At 65.4% G+C, this 18271-nt stretch carries 11 protein-coding genes and 1 pseudogene; 7 read left to right on the top strand and 5 right to left on the bottom strand.

Annotated features, from left to right (window positions below; genetic code table 11):
* Nucleotides 1–77 precede the first annotated feature (77 nt).
* From Y887_RS13590 to nudE, 4 genes and pseudogenes are all read right to left on the bottom strand, one after another.
* Nucleotides 78–413 carry a YnfA family protein gene (locus tag Y887_RS13590; protein ID WP_046964841.1) on the bottom strand — a complete coding sequence of 112 codons (336 nt, stop codon included), beginning with the start codon at nucleotides 411–413 and terminating at the stop codon, nucleotides 78–80.
* A 41-nt stretch (nucleotides 414–454) separates the two neighbouring features.
* Nucleotides 455–1264, bottom strand: a pseudogene (mazG, locus tag Y887_RS13585) (nucleoside triphosphate pyrophosphohydrolase); the annotation flags it as partial.
* A 179-nt stretch (nucleotides 1265–1443) separates the two neighbouring features.
* Nucleotides 1444–2244 carry a 3'(2'),5'-bisphosphate nucleotidase CysQ gene (gene cysQ, locus Y887_RS13580; RefSeq protein WP_046964839.1) on the bottom strand — a complete coding sequence of 267 codons (801 nt, stop codon included), beginning with the start codon at nucleotides 2242–2244 and terminating at the stop codon, nucleotides 1444–1446.
* Nucleotides 2241–2789 (bottom strand): ADP compounds hydrolase NudE, encoded by a 549-nt coding sequence (gene nudE / locus Y887_RS13575; protein ID WP_046964838.1) that lies wholly within the window; start codon nucleotides 2787–2789, stop codon nucleotides 2241–2243. The genes cysQ and nudE overlap by 4 nt, the downstream gene beginning before the upstream one ends.
* A 41-nt stretch (nucleotides 2790–2830) precedes the next feature.
* Here nudE and bioA point away from each other — a divergent pair, with 41 nt between their 5' ends.
* Together bioA and Y887_RS13565 are read left to right on the top strand one after the other, a co-directional pair.
* Nucleotides 2831–4249 (top strand): adenosylmethionine--8-amino-7-oxononanoate transaminase, encoded by a 1419-nt coding sequence (gene bioA, locus Y887_RS13570; RefSeq protein WP_046964837.1) that lies wholly within the window; start codon nucleotides 2831–2833, stop codon nucleotides 4247–4249.
* Nucleotides 4240–4974: a 16S rRNA (uracil(1498)-N(3))-methyltransferase gene (locus Y887_RS13565; protein WP_046964836.1), complete on the top strand. Its 735-nt coding sequence runs from the start codon at nucleotides 4240–4242 to the stop codon at nucleotides 4972–4974. Before bioA ends, Y887_RS13565 begins: the two co-directional genes overlap by 10 nt.
* A 326-nt stretch (nucleotides 4975–5300) precedes the next feature.
* On the opposite strand, the gene Y887_RS13560 is transcribed toward Y887_RS13565, so the two are convergent.
* A complete protein-coding gene (locus Y887_RS13560; RefSeq protein WP_181113184.1) occupies nucleotides 5301–6299 on the bottom strand; it encodes a glucokinase family protein in 999 nt (332 codons plus the stop codon).
* A gap of 717 nt (nucleotides 6300–7016) precedes the next feature.
* Between Y887_RS13560 and Y887_RS13555 the strand changes: the two genes are divergently transcribed.
* The 5 genes from Y887_RS13555 (at nucleotide 7017) to Y887_RS20690 (ending at nucleotide 18060) form a co-directional block, all read left to right on the top strand.
* The gene (locus Y887_RS13555) at nucleotides 7017–9680 is read left to right on the top strand and encodes a TonB-dependent receptor (protein ID WP_046964834.1); all 2664 of its coding nucleotides are present in this window, start codon (nucleotides 7017–7019) and stop codon (nucleotides 9678–9680) included.
* Between the two features lie 207 nt (nucleotides 9681–9887).
* The gene (locus Y887_RS13550) at nucleotides 9888–11567 is read left to right on the top strand and encodes an alpha-L-fucosidase (protein WP_046964833.1); all 1680 of its coding nucleotides are present in this window, start codon (nucleotides 9888–9890) and stop codon (nucleotides 11565–11567) included.
* A gap of 3 nt (nucleotides 11568–11570) precedes the next feature.
* Nucleotides 11571–12638 (top strand): glycosyl hydrolase family 18 protein, encoded by a 1068-nt coding sequence (locus tag Y887_RS13545; RefSeq protein ID WP_046964832.1) that lies wholly within the window; start codon nucleotides 11571–11573, stop codon nucleotides 12636–12638.
* Between the two features lie 268 nt (nucleotides 12639–12906).
* Nucleotides 12907–15336 (top strand): family 20 glycosylhydrolase, encoded by a 2430-nt coding sequence (locus Y887_RS13540; RefSeq protein WP_046964876.1) that lies wholly within the window; start codon nucleotides 12907–12909, stop codon nucleotides 15334–15336.
* A 21-nt stretch (nucleotides 15337–15357) separates the two neighbouring features.
* Nucleotides 15358–18060 carry a beta-mannosidase gene (locus Y887_RS20690; RefSeq protein WP_046964831.1) on the top strand — a complete coding sequence of 901 codons (2703 nt, stop codon included), beginning with the start codon at nucleotides 15358–15360 and terminating at the stop codon, nucleotides 18058–18060.
* Nucleotides 18061–18271: the final 211 nt, after the last annotated feature.

Raw genomic sequence — 18271 nt, 5'->3', positions numbered from 1 at the left:
TGCAGGGATACGCTCGCGCCCCTTGCCGTGCCGGGCGGCGAGTGCTTCAGCGTGCGCAGATCGCGTGACCACCAGGCTCAGACAGTGCGCGGGGCGAACATGATGACGGCCATGCCGAGCAGACAGCAGGCGGCGCCAAGCAGGTCCCATCGGGTCGGGGTGATGCGGTCCACCCACCACAACCACATCAGGGCGCTGGCGATGTAGACCCCGCCATAGGCGGCGTATACGCGTCCGCTGGCAGCCGGATGCAGGCTCAACAGCCACACGAAGGTCGCAAGGCTCAGCGCGCTGGGCAGCAGCAGCCATGCACTGCCGCCTTTTCGTAACCATAGATAAGGAAGGTAGCAGCCGACCAGTTCGGCCACTGCAGTGGCAACGAACAGCAACAGCGTGGTCAGCGCAACGCTCATGCGCCGGTTGCGGCGCCGGTACCGACCACTGCGGCGGCGGACTCGTCGCGCTTGACCTGTCGCCACAGCGCTTCCTGCGCGTCTAGCGACAACGCATCCAGGGGGGTGCCCTGCGCGTGCGCATGGGCTTCCATCGCACGGAAGCGCCGTTCGAACTTCAGATTGGCATGCCGAAGCGCGGCGCCCACATCGACCTTGGCATGCCGTGCGAGATTGGCGCAGACGAACAGCACATCGCCCAGTTCGTCTTCCAGACGCGCCTGATTGTCGGCGACCGGTCCGCGGGCGAATTCCACCCGCAGCTCCTCGATTTCTTCCTGCAATTTTTCCAGCACCGGCGCCGGGCTGGGCCAGTCGAAGCCCACCCGCGCCGCGCGCGATTGCAACTTGGTGGAGCGCTGCCACTCCGGCAGGCCACGTGCGATGCCGGCCAGCGCGGAGTCGTCCTGCTGCCCTGCGGCACGGCGTTCTTCGCGCTTGATCTGGTCCCAGTTGGCGCTTACCGCCTGCGCATCGTCCACCGTCTGCGCCGCGAACACGTGCGGGTGACGGCGAACGAGCTTGTCGCTGAGCGTGGCGACCACGTCGGCGAAGTCGAACGCGCCCTGCTCGGACGCCATCTGCGCATGGAAGACCACCTGCAGCAACAGGTCGCCCAACTCGTCGCGCAGCCCCGGCAGGTCGTTGCGATCGATCGCGTCGGCGACCTCGTAGGCTTCTTCGATGGTGTACGGCGCGATGCTGGCGAAGCTCTGCTCCACATCCCAGGGGCAACCATGCTCACGGTCGCGCAGGCGCGCCATCAACTGCAGCAGGCCTTGGATATCGCCGGTGGGCGGAGTCTGGAGCATGGTTTATTCCTGAAGCAGTCTTGGAGGGCGCATCCGCGGTGAGATCTTCTGCGCATTGCGGTATCGCGCGTGGCAGCAAGCCCGGCGCGCGATGCAGCCGCAGTGTACCGGTCGGCCGATGCGGCCCCTGCGCGTGCGCAGCACCTGCCATGCAACCCGCGCCCGGCAGGCGGGCCTGCTCAGGCCAGCCAGTCGCGCCAGGGCAGATTGGGATCGCCCAGCGCGATGAAGTCGCCATTGAGCAAGGTGTCGCGGCGGTTGTAGCGGAACGGCTTGCCGGAACCACCGGCCAGCAGCACACCGCCGGCTGCGTGCAGCACGCATTGGCCAGCCGCGGTGTCCCATTCGGAGGTGGGGCCGAAGCGCGGGTAGACATCCAGCTCGCCTTCGGCAATGCGGCAGAACTTCAACGAGGAACCTTGCGCCACCACGTCGATCTGCCCCATGCGCTCCAACGCAGCTGCGGTACGCGCATCGCGGTGCGAGCGACTGGCGGCAACCCGCAAGGGGGCGGCAGCCGGCATGCGGGTGTGCAGCATTTCGTCGCGATCGCCGTCGCGGCGGAAAGCGTTCTCGCCGCGTGCGGCGTACCAGACCCGGCCATCGACCGGTGCCTGCACCACGCCCAGCACCGGCGCGCCCATGTGGATGAGTGCGATGTTGACGCTGAACTCGCCATTGCGCTTGACGAACTCGCGGGTGCCATCCAGCGGATCGACCAGCCAGTAGCTGGTCCAGTACTGACGCTCTTCCCAGGCGATGTGCGCGGACTCTTCCGACAGCACCGGCACGTCGGGCGTGACCCGGCGCAGGCCGTCGACGATGACGCGATTGGCGGCTAGGTCGGCCTGGGTCAGCGGGCTGGCATCGTCCTTGATCTCCACGGCGAAGTCCTGCGCGTACACCTGCATGATGGCCTCGCCCGCTTCGCGGGCAATGGCGATCACGGTCTCGCGCAATTCCATCGGGATGCGGATCATGGGTTGCGCTCCAGCCACTCGCGCGCGATGAACAGGGCGGCCAGCGAGCGGCCTTCGGAGAAATCTTCGCGCAGCATCAATTCGTCCAGACGTGCGATTGGCCAGGGCACCACTTCCATCTCTTCCGGCTCATCGCCGACCAAGCGCTCGGGGTAGAGGTCGCGCGCCAGCACCAACCAGGATTGGTGACTCATATAAGTAGGAGCGAGCGTCATCGCGCGCAGCACCTGTACCTGGCGCGCACCGTAGCCGGCTTCTTCCTTGAGCTCGCGGTCGGCCGCCTGCTCCGGCGTCTCGCCGGCATCGATGCGCCCCTTGACCAGACCCAGCTCGTAGCGATGCACGCCGGCGGCGTATTCGCGCACCAGCAGCACGGTGGTCTGGTCGAGCATCGGCACCACGACCACGGCACCGTGGCCCTGGCTGAGTTGACGTTCGTAGAGGCGGCGCTGCCCGTTGGAAAACTCCAGATCCAGTTGCTGGCGACGGAACGGCCCGTCGCCCAGATCGGTGATCTTGTGGATGGTCGGCAGACGCGGGCTCATGCGTGGCACGCAGCCGCGGAGCGGACCGATAGAATAGGCAGATGCATCGACATGTTCATGAGCCCGAAATCCTAGCAGACCCTGCAGCCTCCGAAGCTGCCGAACATTGGCGGCAACGCGATCTTGCCGTGCTCTGGCACCCGTGCACGCAGATGCGCGAGCATCCGCACACGCTTCCGCTGGTCCCCATCGCCGCTGGCCAGGGTGCGTGGCTGATCGGTCACGACGGCCGTCGCTATCTGGACGCGGTGAGCAGCTGGTGGACCAACCTGTTCGGCCATGCCGAGCCGCGCATCGGCGCAGCCATCGCGCAGCAGGCCGGCACCCTGGAGCAGGTGATGCTGGCCGGCTTCACGCATGCGCCGGCAGTGCAACTGGCCGAGCGCCTGCTGGCGATCGCGCCGCGCCAGCCCGACCGCGCGCCGCTGGCCAAGGTGTTCTATGCCGACAACGGCTCGGCCGGCGTCGAAGTGGCCTTGAAGATGGCCTTCCATTATTTCCACAACCGCGGCGAGCACCGCCGCACGCGCTTCATCGCACTGGAAAACGGCTACCACGGCGAGACCATCGGCGCGTTGTCGGTCGGCGACATCCCGCTGTATCGGCGCGTGTATGCGCCATTGCTGCTGGAGTCGATCTTTGCGCCCTCGCCCGATGCCTACCTGGCCGAGCCGGGCCAGAGCGCGGAAGACTATGCGCTGCAGGCGGCCGATGCGCTGCAGGCACTGTTCGAACAATCGCCCGGCGAAATCTGCGCATTGATCCTGGAACCGCGCGTGCAGTGCGCCGGCGGCATGCGCATGTACCACCCGGCGTATCTGCGGCGTGCGCGCGAACTGTGCGACGCGCATGGCGCGTTCCTGATCGCCGACGAGATCGCCACCGGCTTCGGACGCACCGGCACGCTGTTCGCGTGCGAACAGGCCGGCGTGATGCCCGATCTGTTGTGCCTGTCCAAGGGATTGACCGGCGGCTTCCTGCCGCTCTCGGCGGTGCTGGCCACGCAGCAGTTGTACGACGCGTTTCTGGACGATTCGCGCGAGCGCGCGTTTCTGCATTCGCATAGCTACACCGGCAACCCCCTGGCGTGCGCGGCGGCATTGGCGACGTTGCAGATCTTCGCAGACGACGACGTGATTGCGCGCAACCAGGACACCGCCGGGCGCATGAGCGCCTTCGCTGCGCAGATCGGCGAGCACAGCGCAGTGGCGGACGTGCGCCAGGCCGGCATGATCGTGGCCTTCGAACTGACCCAGGGCGGCGACAAGCGCACGCCCTTCCCTGCCGCGGCACGGGTCGGGTTGAAGGCGTATCGCGCGGCGCTGGAACGCGGCGTCGTGCTGCGCCCGCTGGGCGACGTGCTGTACTGGATGCCCCCTTACTGCGTGGACGACGCGCAGCTGGCCTTGCTTGCCGCGACCACCCGTCACGCCATCGAGGAGGCCGTCGCATGCGCCTGACCCGCTCCCATGTCGCGTTGCCGCTGCACTGCGACCAGGAAGTGACCCTGCCCGAAGAGTCCGCCAATCATCTGCTGCGCGTGCTGCGCCTGCGCGAGGGCGATGCCTGCATCCTGTTCAACGGCGATGGCAGCGACTACCACGCGCGCATCACCGTGGCCGGCAAGCGCGAGGCACGCGCACTGGTCGAGCGTGCGCAAGCGCTGTCCAACGAATCGCCCTTGCGCGTCACGCTGCTGCAGGGCATCGCGCGCGGCGAAAAAATGGATCTGATCCTGCAGAAGGCCACCGAGCTGGGGGTTGCGGCCATCGTGCCGGTCAACGCCGAACGTACCGAGGTCAAGCTCGATGCGGCGCGCATGGAAAAACGCCTCGCGCATTGGCGCAGTGTCGTTGTCTCGGCCTGCGAACAATCCGGCCGCGCACGCGTGCCGACCGTCGCAACGCCGCTGGGCTTGCAAGAGGCGGCGCAGGCCAGCGACCCGCAGGCGCGACGGCTGACCCTGGACCCGCAGGGCGAGCATCGCCTGTCCACGCTGAGTGCGAATATCGACCAGGGACTCATCGTGGCGATCGGGCCGGAAGGCGGTTGGTCGCCACGCGACCGCGCCACGTTGGCCGATGCCGGTTTCACCGGCCTGCAATTGGGTCCACGCATCCTGCGCACCGAAACCGCCGGACTGGCGGCCATTGCGGCATTGCAGGCGCGGTTCGGGGATCTGTAGGTTCGGCGAGCCGCAGGACATCGCGGTCGCTGACGCGCAGTACGGCCAATGCACTGCGTCGTGAGACCGGACGATTGTCGTGGCCAGCAACCCGAGTAGGGGCGCACCTGGGCGCGAGAAGCGTCACCGGTAATACCCCGTCGCACCCGGGGGTGCGCTCCTACGGGAGGCGGCGATGCGATTGACGATCGGTCTGGCACAGCGACACTGGAATGACCGCAGATACGCAAAATTCCAGGCCCACGCGTAGGAGCGCACCTGGGCGCGAGAGGCATCATCGGTAACGCCAAGTCGCGCCCAGGTGCGCTCCTACGGTGTAGCGCGCGTCAGCGGCCGTGTTGCAGAAACCAGCTGGCCGCGCCGATCACGCCGAGCTGGCCGTGTTCGACGATGCTGACCGGCACCTGTTCCAGCGCGGGCCGCAGCGTGCCCTTGTCGAGCAGGCGGGCGGCGAAGTCGCTGGCGGCGATGAACCCGGCGATCTGCGGCAAGAATCCGCCGGCCAGATAGACGCCACTGCGGATGCCATAAAGCAGCATCATGTCTCCGACCACGCTGCCCATGAACCCGCAGAACGCCTGCAGCGCATCGCGCGCGAGCGCGTCGTTGCCGGCCAATGCGGCGGCGGTGACATCGGCCGGGCCCTGATGCACGGCCGTCTCGCCACGCAGCGCGGCCAAGGCGGTGTAGAGATTCAACAGGCCCGGGCCGGACAACAAGGTTTCGGTGCCCACGTGGGTGCGCGTGCGGCGCAGCTCCTGCAGCAGGGCCACTTCCAGATCGCTGGCAGCGGCGAGCGCGGCATGGCCGGCCTCGGTCGGCAACACCATCGGAGTGGCGCCATTGGGAATCCACACCGCCGCGCCCAGTCCGGTTCCGGGACCGAGGACCAGCGCCGGGCCGGGTGCGCCCTGGGCGGGACCGGACAGCTGCATGACCTGATTGCCGGTCATGTAATTGGCTGCGTAGGCGACCGCTTCGAAATCGTTGACCAAATGCAATGCCTGCATGCCGAGCTGGCGACGAATCTGTTCCGGCGCCAATACCCACGGCAGGTTCGCCGTGATCACGCTGCCGTCTTCCAGCGCATAACCGGCACTGGCGATCACACCGCGCCGCACAGGCGCGCATCCCAGCTCTGCAAAGAACGCGGACATGATCTCGGCCAGTCCCGGGTAATCGGCGCAGCGATACTTGCGATAGTCCAGCACCGTGACCGGCTTGCGCGCATCGGTGCTTGCGCAGACCAGCGCAAGGCGCACATGCGTCCCTCCCACGTCTGCGGCAACGAAGGTGTCGGGGCGCGGAAAGGCCACCGCGTCCATTGGGCTGCTTGCGCTCACGCATTCTCCTGATAAGTGGCAGCGGGCTGGCGTCATGTCCCGCTGTCCGACGAACGGCAGTGGGTAGACAACGTTGTCAGTAATTGCCGTGTAACGCAACTGTGGCGGCCACGATCAGCGCGATCTCCCGCACCACCCATCATCCACGAAAAATCCGCACGCATCACGGAGATTTCCGCACAAAAACCGAGCGTACACGACTGGAACGCCGCTTAGCCATTGAAAGCGCCAATTGCGCACCAGGGGCACGGCTCCATGTGTGCGCAAGCGCTCAGCCACTTGCGGGATTACGTCGCAGAAAATGCTGCATTGCAGCGCAATCGCAGCCACATCAGAGATCTGTGACGATGTGTTGACAACGCTGTCAGCGCTACGCGAGACTCGATCCGAATCGAGGTTCTGGCAGGAGGGGCGGGAACTGTTCGGTACTTGAAGAACGGCGCTTCCCTCGCCTGTCACCCCAGATTCGCGAGTGGCGCGTCATCCGACGTTCGACTCGCCGATGTCGCATTCGCTTCACCGCTTCACCACACGGGGGACACCTCCTCTACCACGCGAATCGACGCCACCTGTTTCCAGTGCGGAACCCAGGAGTGCGATCACCGCGATCGGTCAGGGCGTGTTGTTTTGCCGGCCACGCCGAGCGCGTGACGCCTTTGACGGCGACGCGCTCACAGCACTAACCAACGAGGTTTAGCCATGCACAGCCGCACCACGACGTTAGCACTCTGTATCACCGCCGCTCTGTACTGCTCCGGCTCTGCAATGGCTGCCGGACAAGAACAACAAGCCGCCGCTGGCACCACGCCATCTGCCACCACCGAGTTGGACACGATCACCGTCACCGGCTACCGCGCGTCGCTGGAGAAGAGCCAGGCGGTCAAGCGCTCGGCCAACTCCATCGTCGATGCGATCAGCGCCGAAGACATCGGCAAGTTCCCGGACATCAATGCGGCCGAATCGCTGTCGCACCTGCCGGGCATCAGCGTCGACCGCCAGTTCGGCGAAGGCGAGAAGGTCAGCATCAACGGTACCGACCCGGCGTTGAACCGCGTCCTGCTCAATGGCCAGACCATCGCCTCGGGCGACTGGGGCGGCAACCCGACCGACACCAGCGGCCGTACCTTCAACTACACACTGCTGTCGCCGGAAATCATCGGCCTGATGGAGGTCTACAAGACCCCTGAAGCGCGCATCGACGAAGGCTCGATCGGCGGCACCGTGATCGTGCACACCCGCAAGCCGCTGGACCTGCCCAAGAACACCATCCGCGGCTCGGTCGGCTACAACTACAACGACCGTTCGGAAGAAGGCAATCCGCGCGGCTCGGCGCTGTGGAGCTGGAAGAACGACGACGAAACCTTCGGCGCGTTGATCTCCGCCACGCACGACAAGCAGGACCTGGCGCGCGCCGGTATCGAATACTTCGGCTACACCACCGGCGCCAACATCCCCCCGACTGCCACCATCACCGGCGACAGCAGCAACGTTGCGACCGCCCGCGTGCCAGCCGGCATCAACAGCGCATTCTTCCAGCAGACCCGCGAGCGCAGCGGCGTGCAGGGCGCGTTGCAGTGGAAGCCCAACGACCAGAACGAGTTCAACCTCACCGGTCTGTACATCAAGGGCAAGTACAACAACTTCAGTCAGTCGCGCTATGTCTGCCCGGCCTGCAACAACGACATGCAGAAGATCACCCAGGCGAACGTGCAGAACGGCATCGTCACCTCGGCCACCGTCAGCGATGGCGCCGCCGGCCAGCCGTACGCGCAGTTGGATGCCAACTACCGCGAAAGCACCGTCACCACCAAGAGCCTGAACCTGCGTCACGACTGGTCCGGCGAGAAGTGGGTCTTCACCACCCAGGTCGGCGACACCAAGGCCACCGGCGGCAAGAATCCCGAATACCTGATGAAGTTCCTGATGACCGACGGCGGTTACAACTATGCCTTCGACGGTCAGAACACCGCAGTGAATTACGACAACGGCGGTGCCTCCAACTGGACGCTGCCGGGTTCGCCGGCAGGTCTGCCGGCCGGTTCGCAGGATTCCAGCGCCATGCAGGCCGGCGGCATCTTCTATCAGAAGAGCAAGGACGAAGAAAAGTATTTCCAGTGGGATGCCGCGCGTGACTTGGCGTGGGGGCCGTTCACCAAGTTGCTGTTCGGTTACAAGTACATCAACCACAACAATGGCGTGGAAGCACGTGGTAACCGCATCAACACCACCGACCCGGTTTCGCTGACGCAGTTCAACCCGGGCACCACGCCGAGTGGCCTGTACGACGGGCTGGGCGCCAGCGGCGACCTAACCACCTGGCCGACCGCCAATCTGGAGACGGTGCGCCGCTATCTGCTCGGTCAGCCGCAGGGTCCGTACCGGACCGACTTCGGCTCCTCGTTTGACGTCAAGGAAATCACCCAGAACGTCTATACCCAGTTGAACTTCGAGTCGGGGCAGTGGCGCGGCAACGTCGGCGTCCGTCTGATCGACACCACCGACAAGTCGGAGTTCTGGCAGAGCCAGGACGGTGGCGCGACCTTCAATCGCGTTGCCGAAACCAACGACTACCGCAAGGCGCTGCCCAGCTTCAACATCGCCTACGACATCACCGACGATGCCGTGCTGCGCTTCTCGGCAGCCAAGGTCATCGCCCGTCCGCGCTATGCCGATCTGGCCGGCTCGTTCACCATCAACAGCGGTAACGGCAACCTGACCGCCAATGGCGGCAACCCGGACCTGAAGCCGTACGAATCGACCAACTACGACGTGGCGGCCGAGTGGTACTTCGCTCCGTCCAGCATGCTGTCGGGCGAAGTGTTCTATCGCGACATCAGTTCCTACATCGTCAACACCACGGTCAGCCAGCAGCTCAACCCGGCGCCGCCTGCGGTGGCCGGCATCTACCAGGTAACCACGCCGGTCAACGTGTCCGATGCGAAGGTCAAGGGCGTTGCGGTCAATTACCAGCAGTCGCTGGGCCTGGGCTTCGGCGTACAGGCGAACTACACCTTTGCCGAATCCGATTCGAGCTCGGGACTGAACCTGCCGTACCTGTCGCGCGATACCTACAACATCATCCCGTACTGGGAACATGGCGACTGGATGGTGCGCGTCAACTACAGCTACCGCTCAAAGTACTTCACCCAGATCGGTCGCCTGTCGTCGCAGGACTTTGCCGACAGCTACAAGCAGCTGGACCTGACCGCCTCGTATCAGATCACCGACTACATGGGCATCACCTTCGGCGCCACCAACCTGCTGGATTCCACGTACCGCCTCTTCAGCAACACGCGGGCCGCGCCAACGGCGTTCTACAAGAACGGCCGCGGCTATCAAGCCCAGCTGAACTTCAAGTTCTGATGTAGCACCGGCGCGCCACCGACCCTCCACGGTGGCGCGCTTTTTTTGCGCGGTGCGTTGCATGCAGCGCACCGCTCGATGTTGTACCAAGGAGTGGTACTGGCCACGCCCCTTCGCGGTTGAGGGAGCATGGCCAGGCCCGCTTTTGCCATCCACGTGCCGGCTGCGCTGCAACCGACATGTCTTGCTTGAAGGAGTGCAGTTCCCATGACGACCGATAGCCGCCTTGCGGCTCCATCCCGCCGCCACGCCGGAGCTGCACCCAGAACGCGAATGCTCGCGCTCGGTCTGCTGCTCGCCTTGCCTGCTGCCACGCTCAGCGCGCAATCGCCCACCGCGGCGACCGCCACCACGCTCAGCCCCGAGGTCATCGACCAGCAGTGGCTCGACGCCACTGCCAAGTACGCCCCCGAACGCGAGCGCCTGGTGCGCGAAGCCGAAGCCGGCGCACGCAAGGGTCCGTTCCGCCCCGACTGGGCTGCACTCAAGGCCTATCAATCGCCGGCGTGGTACGACAACGCCAAGTTCGGCATCTTCATCCATTGGGGCGTGTTCTCGGTGCCGGCGTTCGGCAGCGAGTGGTATTCGCGCAACATGTATCGGCAAGGCTCCAAGGAATTCGCCCATCACGTGGCCACCTATGGCCCGCAGGCGAGCTCCGGCTACAAGGACCTGATTCCCAAGTTCACCGCACCCAAGTTCGACCCCAATGGCTGGGCCAAGCTGTTCCGCGAAGCGGGCGCACGCTATGTGGTGCCGGTGGCCGAACACCATGACGGCTTTGCGCTCTACGACTCCAAGCTGTCCGACTGGACCGCGATGAAGATGGGGCCCAGGCGCGACCTGCTGGGTGAGCTGTCCACCGCTATCCGTGCGCAGGGCCTGCACTTCGGGCTGTCGTCGCACCGTGCCGAACACAACTGGTTCTTCGATGGCGGGCGCACCTTCGATTCGGACGTCAACGACCCGCGCTATGCGGCGCTGTACGGCCCGGCGCAGGTGCGCCTGCCCGGCAAGGACGATGCCGACGTCGCCAACGACTGGACGCCGGTGTCGCAGGCATGGCTGGACGACTGGCTGGCCCGCACTACCGAATTGATCGACACCTATCAGCCGGACCTGATCTATTTCGATTGGTGGATCGCGCACCCGACTTTCCGTCGCAGCCTGCCGACCATGCTGGCCTACTACTACAACCAGGGCGCGGCACGCACTCAAGCCGATCGCGGCGTGGTGGTGAACTACAAGCTCGGTGCGTTCCCGGAAGGGGCCGGCACGCTGGATATCGAACGCGGCCAGCTCACCGGCATCCATCCCACCCATTGGCAGACCGATACCTCGGTCAGCAATGCCTCGTGGGGCTACATCGAAAACGACACCTACAAGTCGCCGACCTTCATCATCCACATGCTGGCCGACGTGGTGGCCAAGAACGGCAACCTGATGCTCAACATCGGCCCGCGTGCCGATGGCTCGATCCCGGATACCGAGCGCGGCATCCTGCTGGCGATCGGCAAGTGGCTCAAGACCAACGGTAGCGCGATCTACGACAGCAAGCCGTGGCGCGTGTATGGCGAAGGCCCGACCGAAGTGGTGGGCGGCACCTTCCAGGACGTCAAGACCAAGCCGTATACGGCCGAGGATTTCCGCTTCACCACCCGCGATGGCGCGCTGTACGCGATCGAGCTCGGCTGGCCGACCGATGGCGAGGCGGTGATCCGCTCGCTCAAGGCCGCCGATGGCGTGCGCGGTGTGACCCTGCTGGCCAACGGCAAGAAGATCCCGTTCGAACAGCGCAACGATGGCCTGCATCTGCGCCTTCCCGTAAAGCCGGTCGGCGAGAGCGCGTACGTGTTCCGCATCGATCTTTCTTCCCCTACTCCCTGACGGATGTTGTCTTCCATGAGCAAACGATTGACCTGGATGTTGCTTGCGCTGGCGTTTGCCTGCGTCCCGGCCCTGGCCAAGAACCCCACGGCGTTGTTCTATCTGATGAACACGCAGAAATCGACCAACTCGTTCATCGCCAACGTCGACAAGATCGATGTGGTGGTGCCGACCTGGTACGGCGTGGATCAGAACGGCCTGGTCAACGGCACGCCCAACATGTATCTGTACGACATCGCCAAGCAGAAGAAGCTGCGGGTGATGCCGATCCTGTCGATGACCACCGGCCGCGACGGCTTCCACAAGCTGATGCACGACGAAGCCGCCAAGAAGCGCATGATCGAATCGCTGCTGATCCACGGCAAGCAGCACAAGTACTACGGCTTCCAGTTCGATTTCGAGAACATCGCCTGGACCGATCGCGACGCCTACACCTTGATGGTCAAGCAGACCGCCGACGCATTGCACAAGGCCGGCTTCAAGATGTCGGTGGCGGTGGTGCCCAATGCCCCAGGTCACGCCGAAGGCGGCCAGTTCTCCAAGTGGATGTGGGAATACTGGCGCGGCGCTTACGACCTCAAGGCGCTGGGCCAGGCCGCGGATCTGATCAGCATCATGACCTACGACCAGCACACCCGCTGGACCACGCCCGGCCCGGTGGATGGCATGGTGTGGATGAAGAAGCACCTGGATTACGCGATCACCCAGGTACCGAAGGAAAAACTCTCGCTGGGCATCGCCACCTACGGCTATCGCTGGTTCACCGGCAATCCGGTCAAGGAAGACGGCACCGAGGCGTCGAACATCTCCGCAACCTACATCGATGCCGACGAATCCTTCCCGCTGGCGATCGAACAGAACGCCACCGTGCAGTGGGATCCGGTCGAGCAGGAATCGTGGTTCTACTTCTACCGCGACGACATGCGCGAGTGGGTGTTCCGCCCGGATGCGCGCAGCTTCAAGGCACGCTACGAGTTGACCAAGCAATACGGCCTGGAAGGGTTCAGTTGCTGGGTGCTGGGCGCCGAAGACCCGAAGGTCTGGGACGAGTTGCCGACCGCGCAACGCTGAACCGCGTTGCCTGCCTGGCGCACGCCGATGAAGCGTGCGCCAGTGCCTGTGTGAGCTGCGGCGGCTTTGCTACTGTGCGTGGCTGTCGCGTATCGCCATCGTCGGCATGACCGGGCGATGGTGTCGATGCGATATGGTGTTGTTCCACCTGGCTGCGCGCATGCAACCGCGCAGCGACACGCTCTGCGCTACCTCGGGAAGTGATTGCATGATCTCCAACACCAGATTGACGCCACGCATGTTGTTGTCGAGGGCGCTGCTGTTGGACATGCCGTTCTCCATGACACCAGTGTCGATGCGGTTACCGTCGCGGTTGCTTGCATTGTCGTTGGCCGCACTGGTGCTGGCGGGTTGCGGCAAACGCGACGCAGGCACGGCACCGGCAGCCGCCCACTCGGGTGCTACCGCGACGGCACCCTCCGCAACTGCCCCGCTTCCGCTGATTCCCGCACCGGTGGAGGCCAAGCGCCACGCCGGCAGTTTTACCGTCGGCACCGGCACGGTGATCTCCATCGTGGCAGGCGACGCCGATGCGCGTCGCAGTGCCGAGCATCTTGCCGGCCTGCTCAAACGCACGCGCGGGCTTGCGCTGGAGGTGCGTGCAGAAGCCACGCCCTCGCCGGCCAGCATCCGCCTGGAACGCAACGCGCAGGCAGTGGTGACGCAGAAAGAAGGCTACAGCCTGGATGTGGATGCCAAAGGCATGCGCATCGCCGCACGCGATGGCGCCGGCCTGTTCTATGGCGCGGTCAGCGCCTGGCAATTGATGACCCCGGATGCGCGCAAGGGCGAGGTAGCGGTGCCCGGCGTCAGCATCCGTGACTGGCCGCGCTTTGGCTGGCGGGGTCAGCACCTGGATGTGGCCCGCCACTTCCATGACGTCGCCACCGTCAAGCATGTGCTGGACGCGATGGCCGTGCACAAGCTCAATGTGCTGCATTGGCACCTCACCGACGACCAGGGCTGGCGCATCGAAATCAAGCGTTACCCCAAACTCACCGAGGTCGGTGCCTGGCGCACCCCGCCGGGTGCGGGCAGACACGGCACGCCGGAGCGCTACGGTGGCTTTTACACGCAGGAGCAGATCAGCGAGATCGTCGCGTATGCGGCGCGCCTGCATATCACCGTGCTGCCCGAACTGGACATGCCCGGGCATGCGCAGGCCGCGGTGGCCGCGTATCCGGAAGAAGTCGGCGTGCCCGGCCAGCGCACGCAGGTGGGTGTGGACTGGGGCGTCAACCCGTACCTGTTCAACACCAGCGAACGCAGCCTGACGTTCATTACCAATGTGCTGGATGAAGTGCTGACGTTGTTTCCGTCGACCTACATCCACATCGGCGGCGATGAGGCGGTCAAGGATCAATGGGAAGCCTCGCCGGCCGTTCGCGCGCAGATGCGCAAGCTGGGCGTCAAGGATGCCCATGCCATGCAAGGCTGGTTCAACGAGCAGCTTGCGACCTACCTCACCAAACACGGCCGGCGCATGATCGGCTGGGACGAGATTCTTGAAGGCGGCGTGCCGGCCAGCGCATCGGTGATGTCGTGGCGCGGCGTCGAAGGTGCAGTGACCGCAGCCAGGCAGGGCCACGATGTGGTGCTGGCACCGGGCGACTGGCTGTATCTGGACAACCTGCAGACCACACGCAGCGACGAGCCCAACGGTCGCCTGACGGTGTTGCCGCTGTCCAAGGTCTACGCATTCGACCCGTTGCCGGCCGGGCTCAGTGCAGAACAGGCCCGGCACGTGCTGGGCGCACAAGGCGCGTTGTGGTCCGAATACATCCCCTCGCGCTGGCATGTGGATCACGCGCTGTTCCCGCGTCTGTCTGCGGTTGCGGAAGTGACTTGGTCGCCGCAGACGGCACGCAACTGGGACAGCTTTCTGGCGCGCATGCCGGCACAGCTGCAGCGCTACAAGGCGCTGGACATCGCCTACAGCGACGGCGCATTCGCCGCCGATATCGCCCTGGAAAACGGCCCCAACCCGGTGCTCGCCGGCGGCCCGGCCAAGGTGACGTTGAGCACGCAGACCGGCGCAGGCGCACTGCATTACACCGTCGACGGCAGCGACCCCACCCCGGCATCGCCGCGCTATGAGGCGCCGTTTGCGCTCAGCCTGCCGACCACGGTCAAGGCCACCGCATTCACCGCCGACGGCGTGCCGCTGGCCGCCACGCGCAGCCGCACCTTCGACCGCGCCTCGCTGTTGCGCGTGGACACGCAAGGCCTGCGCGACTGCGTCCAACAAGGTGCGCTCGGCCTGCGCCTGCCCTTGCTGCCGGAAATGACCGGCGCCGCGACGCCGGTCTACAACGTCGACCTGTTCCATGCCTGCCGGCTGTATCCGCAGGCACGGCTGGATGGCGTCGGCGCGATCCGGATCGAGGCCGTGCGCCTGCCCAACAACTTCGGCCTGGCGCACGAGCAATCCAAGGTGGTGCAGTACCCGGCCAAGACCCGTGGCGGCGAACTGGAAGTGCGCCAGGGCTGCGATGGCGAGCTGATCGCCAGCGTGCAACTCCCCAGGAGCGACGCCCTGGGCGAACAGTTCACCCTGGAGACCCCGCTGCCTGCACGCACCGGCATCCATGATCTCTGCCTGCGCTTCACCGCGCCGATTCGCGGCCCGCTGTATGCCATCGGCGCCGTCCAACTGATTGAAACCACCGCGCAGGCGCCCCCCGCCGCCACGCGCTGACCCCTCCAAGGAGAGTTACCCATGCCTCTGTCGCACCGCACTGCCCCCGCACTGTCCCTGCTCACGCCAGCCCGTCTCGGGCTTGCCCTGAGCTTTGCACTCTCGCAGGCCTGGGCGGCACCGCCTACGGCAGTGAACCTGGACAGCGGCTGGCAGGTGCGCCTGGTGCCGGGGCAGGAACAGGCCAAGAGCTATCCCAAGGCGGCCGGCTGGATGCCGGCGCAGGTGCCGGGCGTGGTGCAGACCGACCTGATCGCCGCCAAGGTGGTGCCGGACCCGTTCCTGCGCGACAACGAGGGCAAGATCCAGTGGGCGGGCCTGAGCGATTGGCAGTACCAGACCCGTTTCAGCGTGGATGCGGCCACGCTCAAGCGCGAGCACGTGGAACTGGTGTTCGATGGCCTGGACACGCTGGCCGAGGTCACCCTCAACGGCAAGAAGCTGCTCAGTGCCGACAACATGTTCCGGCAGTGGCGCGTGGACGCCAAATCGCTGCTCAAGCGTGGCGACAACGTGCTGGAAATCACCTTCTTCTCGCCGATCAAGAAGATCCAGCCGTGGCTGGCCAAGCAGCCGTATGCGCTGCCGGGCGCCTACGATTCGGCGTTCGGCGACGAGCCGGACGGGCGCCACAGCTCCACCTACGTGCGCAAGGCGCCGTATAGCTACGGCTGGGACTGGGGCCCGCGCATGGTCAATGCCGGCATCTGGAAGGATGTGCGCGTGGAAGCGTGGGACGCGGTGCGCGTGGACGGCTTGCATATCGCCCAGCAACGCGTGGACGCCGACAGCGCGCACTTGCAGGCGCAGCTGGAGCTGCAGGCCGGCCGCAGCGGGCCGGTGCAGGTGACGCTGGATGTGATTGGCCCGGATGGGCAAAACGTCGGCCAGTTCACCCAGGATGCGGTGATCGACCCGGGCCAGAACCGCATCGATGTGCCGGTGCGCATCGCCAAGCCCAAGCGCTGGTTCCCGGCCGGCTACGGCGCGCAGGACCGCTACACCTTCGTGGCCAGCGTGCGCGATGCCGATGGCGACAGCCAGCAGATCAAGCGCGTCACCGGCCTGCGCTCGGTGGAGCTGCGCCGAGAAAAGGACAAATGGGGCAAGAGCATGGAGATCGTGATCAACGGCATCCCGATCTTCGCCAAGGGCGCCAACCTGATCCCGCTGGATGCGTTCCCCTCGCGCGTCACTGCCGAGCGCATGCGCAGCACCTTGCAGGATGCGCGCGACGCCAACATGAACATGCTGCGCATGTGGGGCGGCGGGCATTACCAGGACGACCACTTCTACGAGGTGGCCGACGAGCTGGGCATCATGATCTGGCAGGATTTCATGTTCGGTGGTGCGGTGCCTCCGTACGACGTGGAGTTCCGCGAGAACACGCGGCAGGAGGCGATCGAACAGGTCAAGCGTCTGCGCGATCACCCCAGCATCGTGTTGTGGTGCGGCAATAACGAGGTGCAGACCGGCTGGGAAAACTGGGGCGACCGGGTCAAGTTCAAGCAATCGCTGGACCCGGAAGAACGCACCCGCGTCGAACGCGGCATGACCACCCTGTTCGGCACCGTGTTCCGCGAAGTGGTGGCCACTTACGACAGCGACGTGCCGTACTGGGCCACCTCGCCCGGTACCGACTTCGATGGCGCCGCCGACCAGACAAACGATGGCGACATGCACTACTGGAAGGTCTGGGGCGGCCCCGCGCTGCCGGTGACCGAATACCTCAACGTCACCCCGCGCTTCATGTCCGAGTACGGGCTGCAGTCGTTCCCAGACATGCGCACCGTGCGCGTCTTTGCCGATGCGGCCGACATGGATCCGGAATCGCCGGTGATGCGTGCACACCAGAAGTTCGACAAGGGCAACGGCAACAAGCGGCTGATGCTGTACATCCGCCGCGAGTTCGGCGAGCCCAAGGACTTCGAGAGCTTCGTATACCTGAGCCAGCTGATGCAGGCCGAAGGCATCAACCTGGCCGCCTCGCACCTGCGCGCCTCGCGTCCGCAGTCGATGGGCTCGCTGTACTGGCAACTCAACGATGTATGGCCGGGCGCGTCGTGGTCCAGCGTGGACTACTACGGCCGCTGGAAGGCGCTGCAGTACCATGCGCGCCGCTTCTATGCGCCGGAGATGATCGCCGCATTGCGCAACGACAAGGGCCAGACCGAGGTGTCGCTCGTCTCCGACCGCACCACTCCGCTGGCGGCCCGCTGGCGCATGCGGGTGATGGGCATGGACGGCAAGTTGCTGAGCAAGCGCGAGGAAAAGGCCACCGTCAAACCGCTCAGCAGCCTGCAGGTGGGCAACTTCAGCGACAAGCAACTGCTGGGCCGCGCCGATCCGAAACGCAGCTACGCGGTGTTCGAGTTGTTCGATGGCGAGAAGCTGCTCTCGCGCGAGGTGGTGTTCTTCGCGCCGGCCAAGCAGCTGGCGTTGCCGGCTGCCAAGATCGACAGTCAGTGGCGCGCCGATGGCGATGGCTATGCGCTGACCTTGCGTAGCGACACGCTGGCGCGCGAGGTGTGGCTGTCGTTCGGCGATGTGGATGCCACGCTGTCCGACAACGCCTTTGACCTGCTACCGGGCGAGCCGCTGACCGTGCATGTGAGCAGCAAGGCGGCGCTGGCGCAGTTGCAATCGGCGCTACAGGTGCGCGATCTGGCCGCCACGCTGGCTGGTGCTCCGCCGGAGCCGCAGGAGGCAGCGGCTGCGAAATGAAGAGCGAGACGGCCCCTCATCCGCCCTTCGGGCACCTTCTCCCGCGGAGCGGGAGAAGGACGTGATATCCGCTCATGCGTGCGCATCTCTCGCTCGTGCGTCTCTCGCTCGCGCGTCTCTCGCGTGCGCTTCTCTCGCTCGCGCGGCATCTTTCCGCACCGAATGTCCTTCTCCCGCTGGCGGGAGAAGGTGCCCCGCAGGGGCGGATGAG

This window comes from Xanthomonas pisi DSM 18956, from assembly GCF_001010415.1.
GTDB classification, from domain to species: domain Bacteria; phylum Pseudomonadota; class Gammaproteobacteria; order Xanthomonadales; family Xanthomonadaceae; genus Xanthomonas; species Xanthomonas pisi.
This window is presented reverse-complemented; position numbering and strand designations above follow the sequence as displayed.

What these genes read in the sequence shown, in the direction of transcription:
- Y887_RS13590 (WP_046964841.1), bottom strand. Translation starts at nt 413, where the DNA reads ATGAGCGTTGCGCTGACCACGCTGTTGCTGTTCGTTGCCACTGCAGTG.
- cysQ (WP_046964839.1), bottom strand. Translation starts at nt 2,244, where the DNA reads ATGATCCGCATCCCGATGGAATTGCGCGAGACCGTGATCGCCATTGCC.
- nudE (WP_046964838.1), bottom strand. Translation starts at nt 2,789, where the DNA reads ATGAGCCCGCGTCTGCCGACCATCCACAAGATCACCGATCTGGGCGAC.
- bioA (WP_046964837.1), top strand. Translation starts at nt 2,831, where the DNA reads ATGCATCGACATGTTCATGAGCCCGAAATCCTAGCAGACCCTGCAGCC.
- Y887_RS13565 (WP_046964836.1), top strand. Translation starts at nt 4,240, where the DNA reads ATGCGCCTGACCCGCTCCCATGTCGCGTTGCCGCTGCACTGCGACCAG.
- Y887_RS13560 (WP_181113184.1), bottom strand. Translation starts at nt 6,299, where the DNA reads ATGGACGCGGTGGCCTTTCCGCGCCCCGACACCTTCGTTGCCGCAGAC.
- Y887_RS13555 (WP_046964834.1), top strand. Translation starts at nt 7,017, where the DNA reads ATGCACAGCCGCACCACGACGTTAGCACTCTGTATCACCGCCGCTCTG.
- Y887_RS13550 (WP_046964833.1), top strand. Translation starts at nt 9,888, where the DNA reads ATGACGACCGATAGCCGCCTTGCGGCTCCATCCCGCCGCCACGCCGGA.
- Y887_RS13545 (WP_046964832.1), top strand. Translation starts at nt 11,571, where the DNA reads ATGTTGTCTTCCATGAGCAAACGATTGACCTGGATGTTGCTTGCGCTG.
- Y887_RS13540 (WP_046964876.1), top strand. Translation starts at nt 12,907, where the DNA reads ATGCCGTTCTCCATGACACCAGTGTCGATGCGGTTACCGTCGCGGTTG.
- Y887_RS20690 (WP_046964831.1), top strand. Translation starts at nt 15,358, where the DNA reads ATGCCTCTGTCGCACCGCACTGCCCCCGCACTGTCCCTGCTCACGCCA.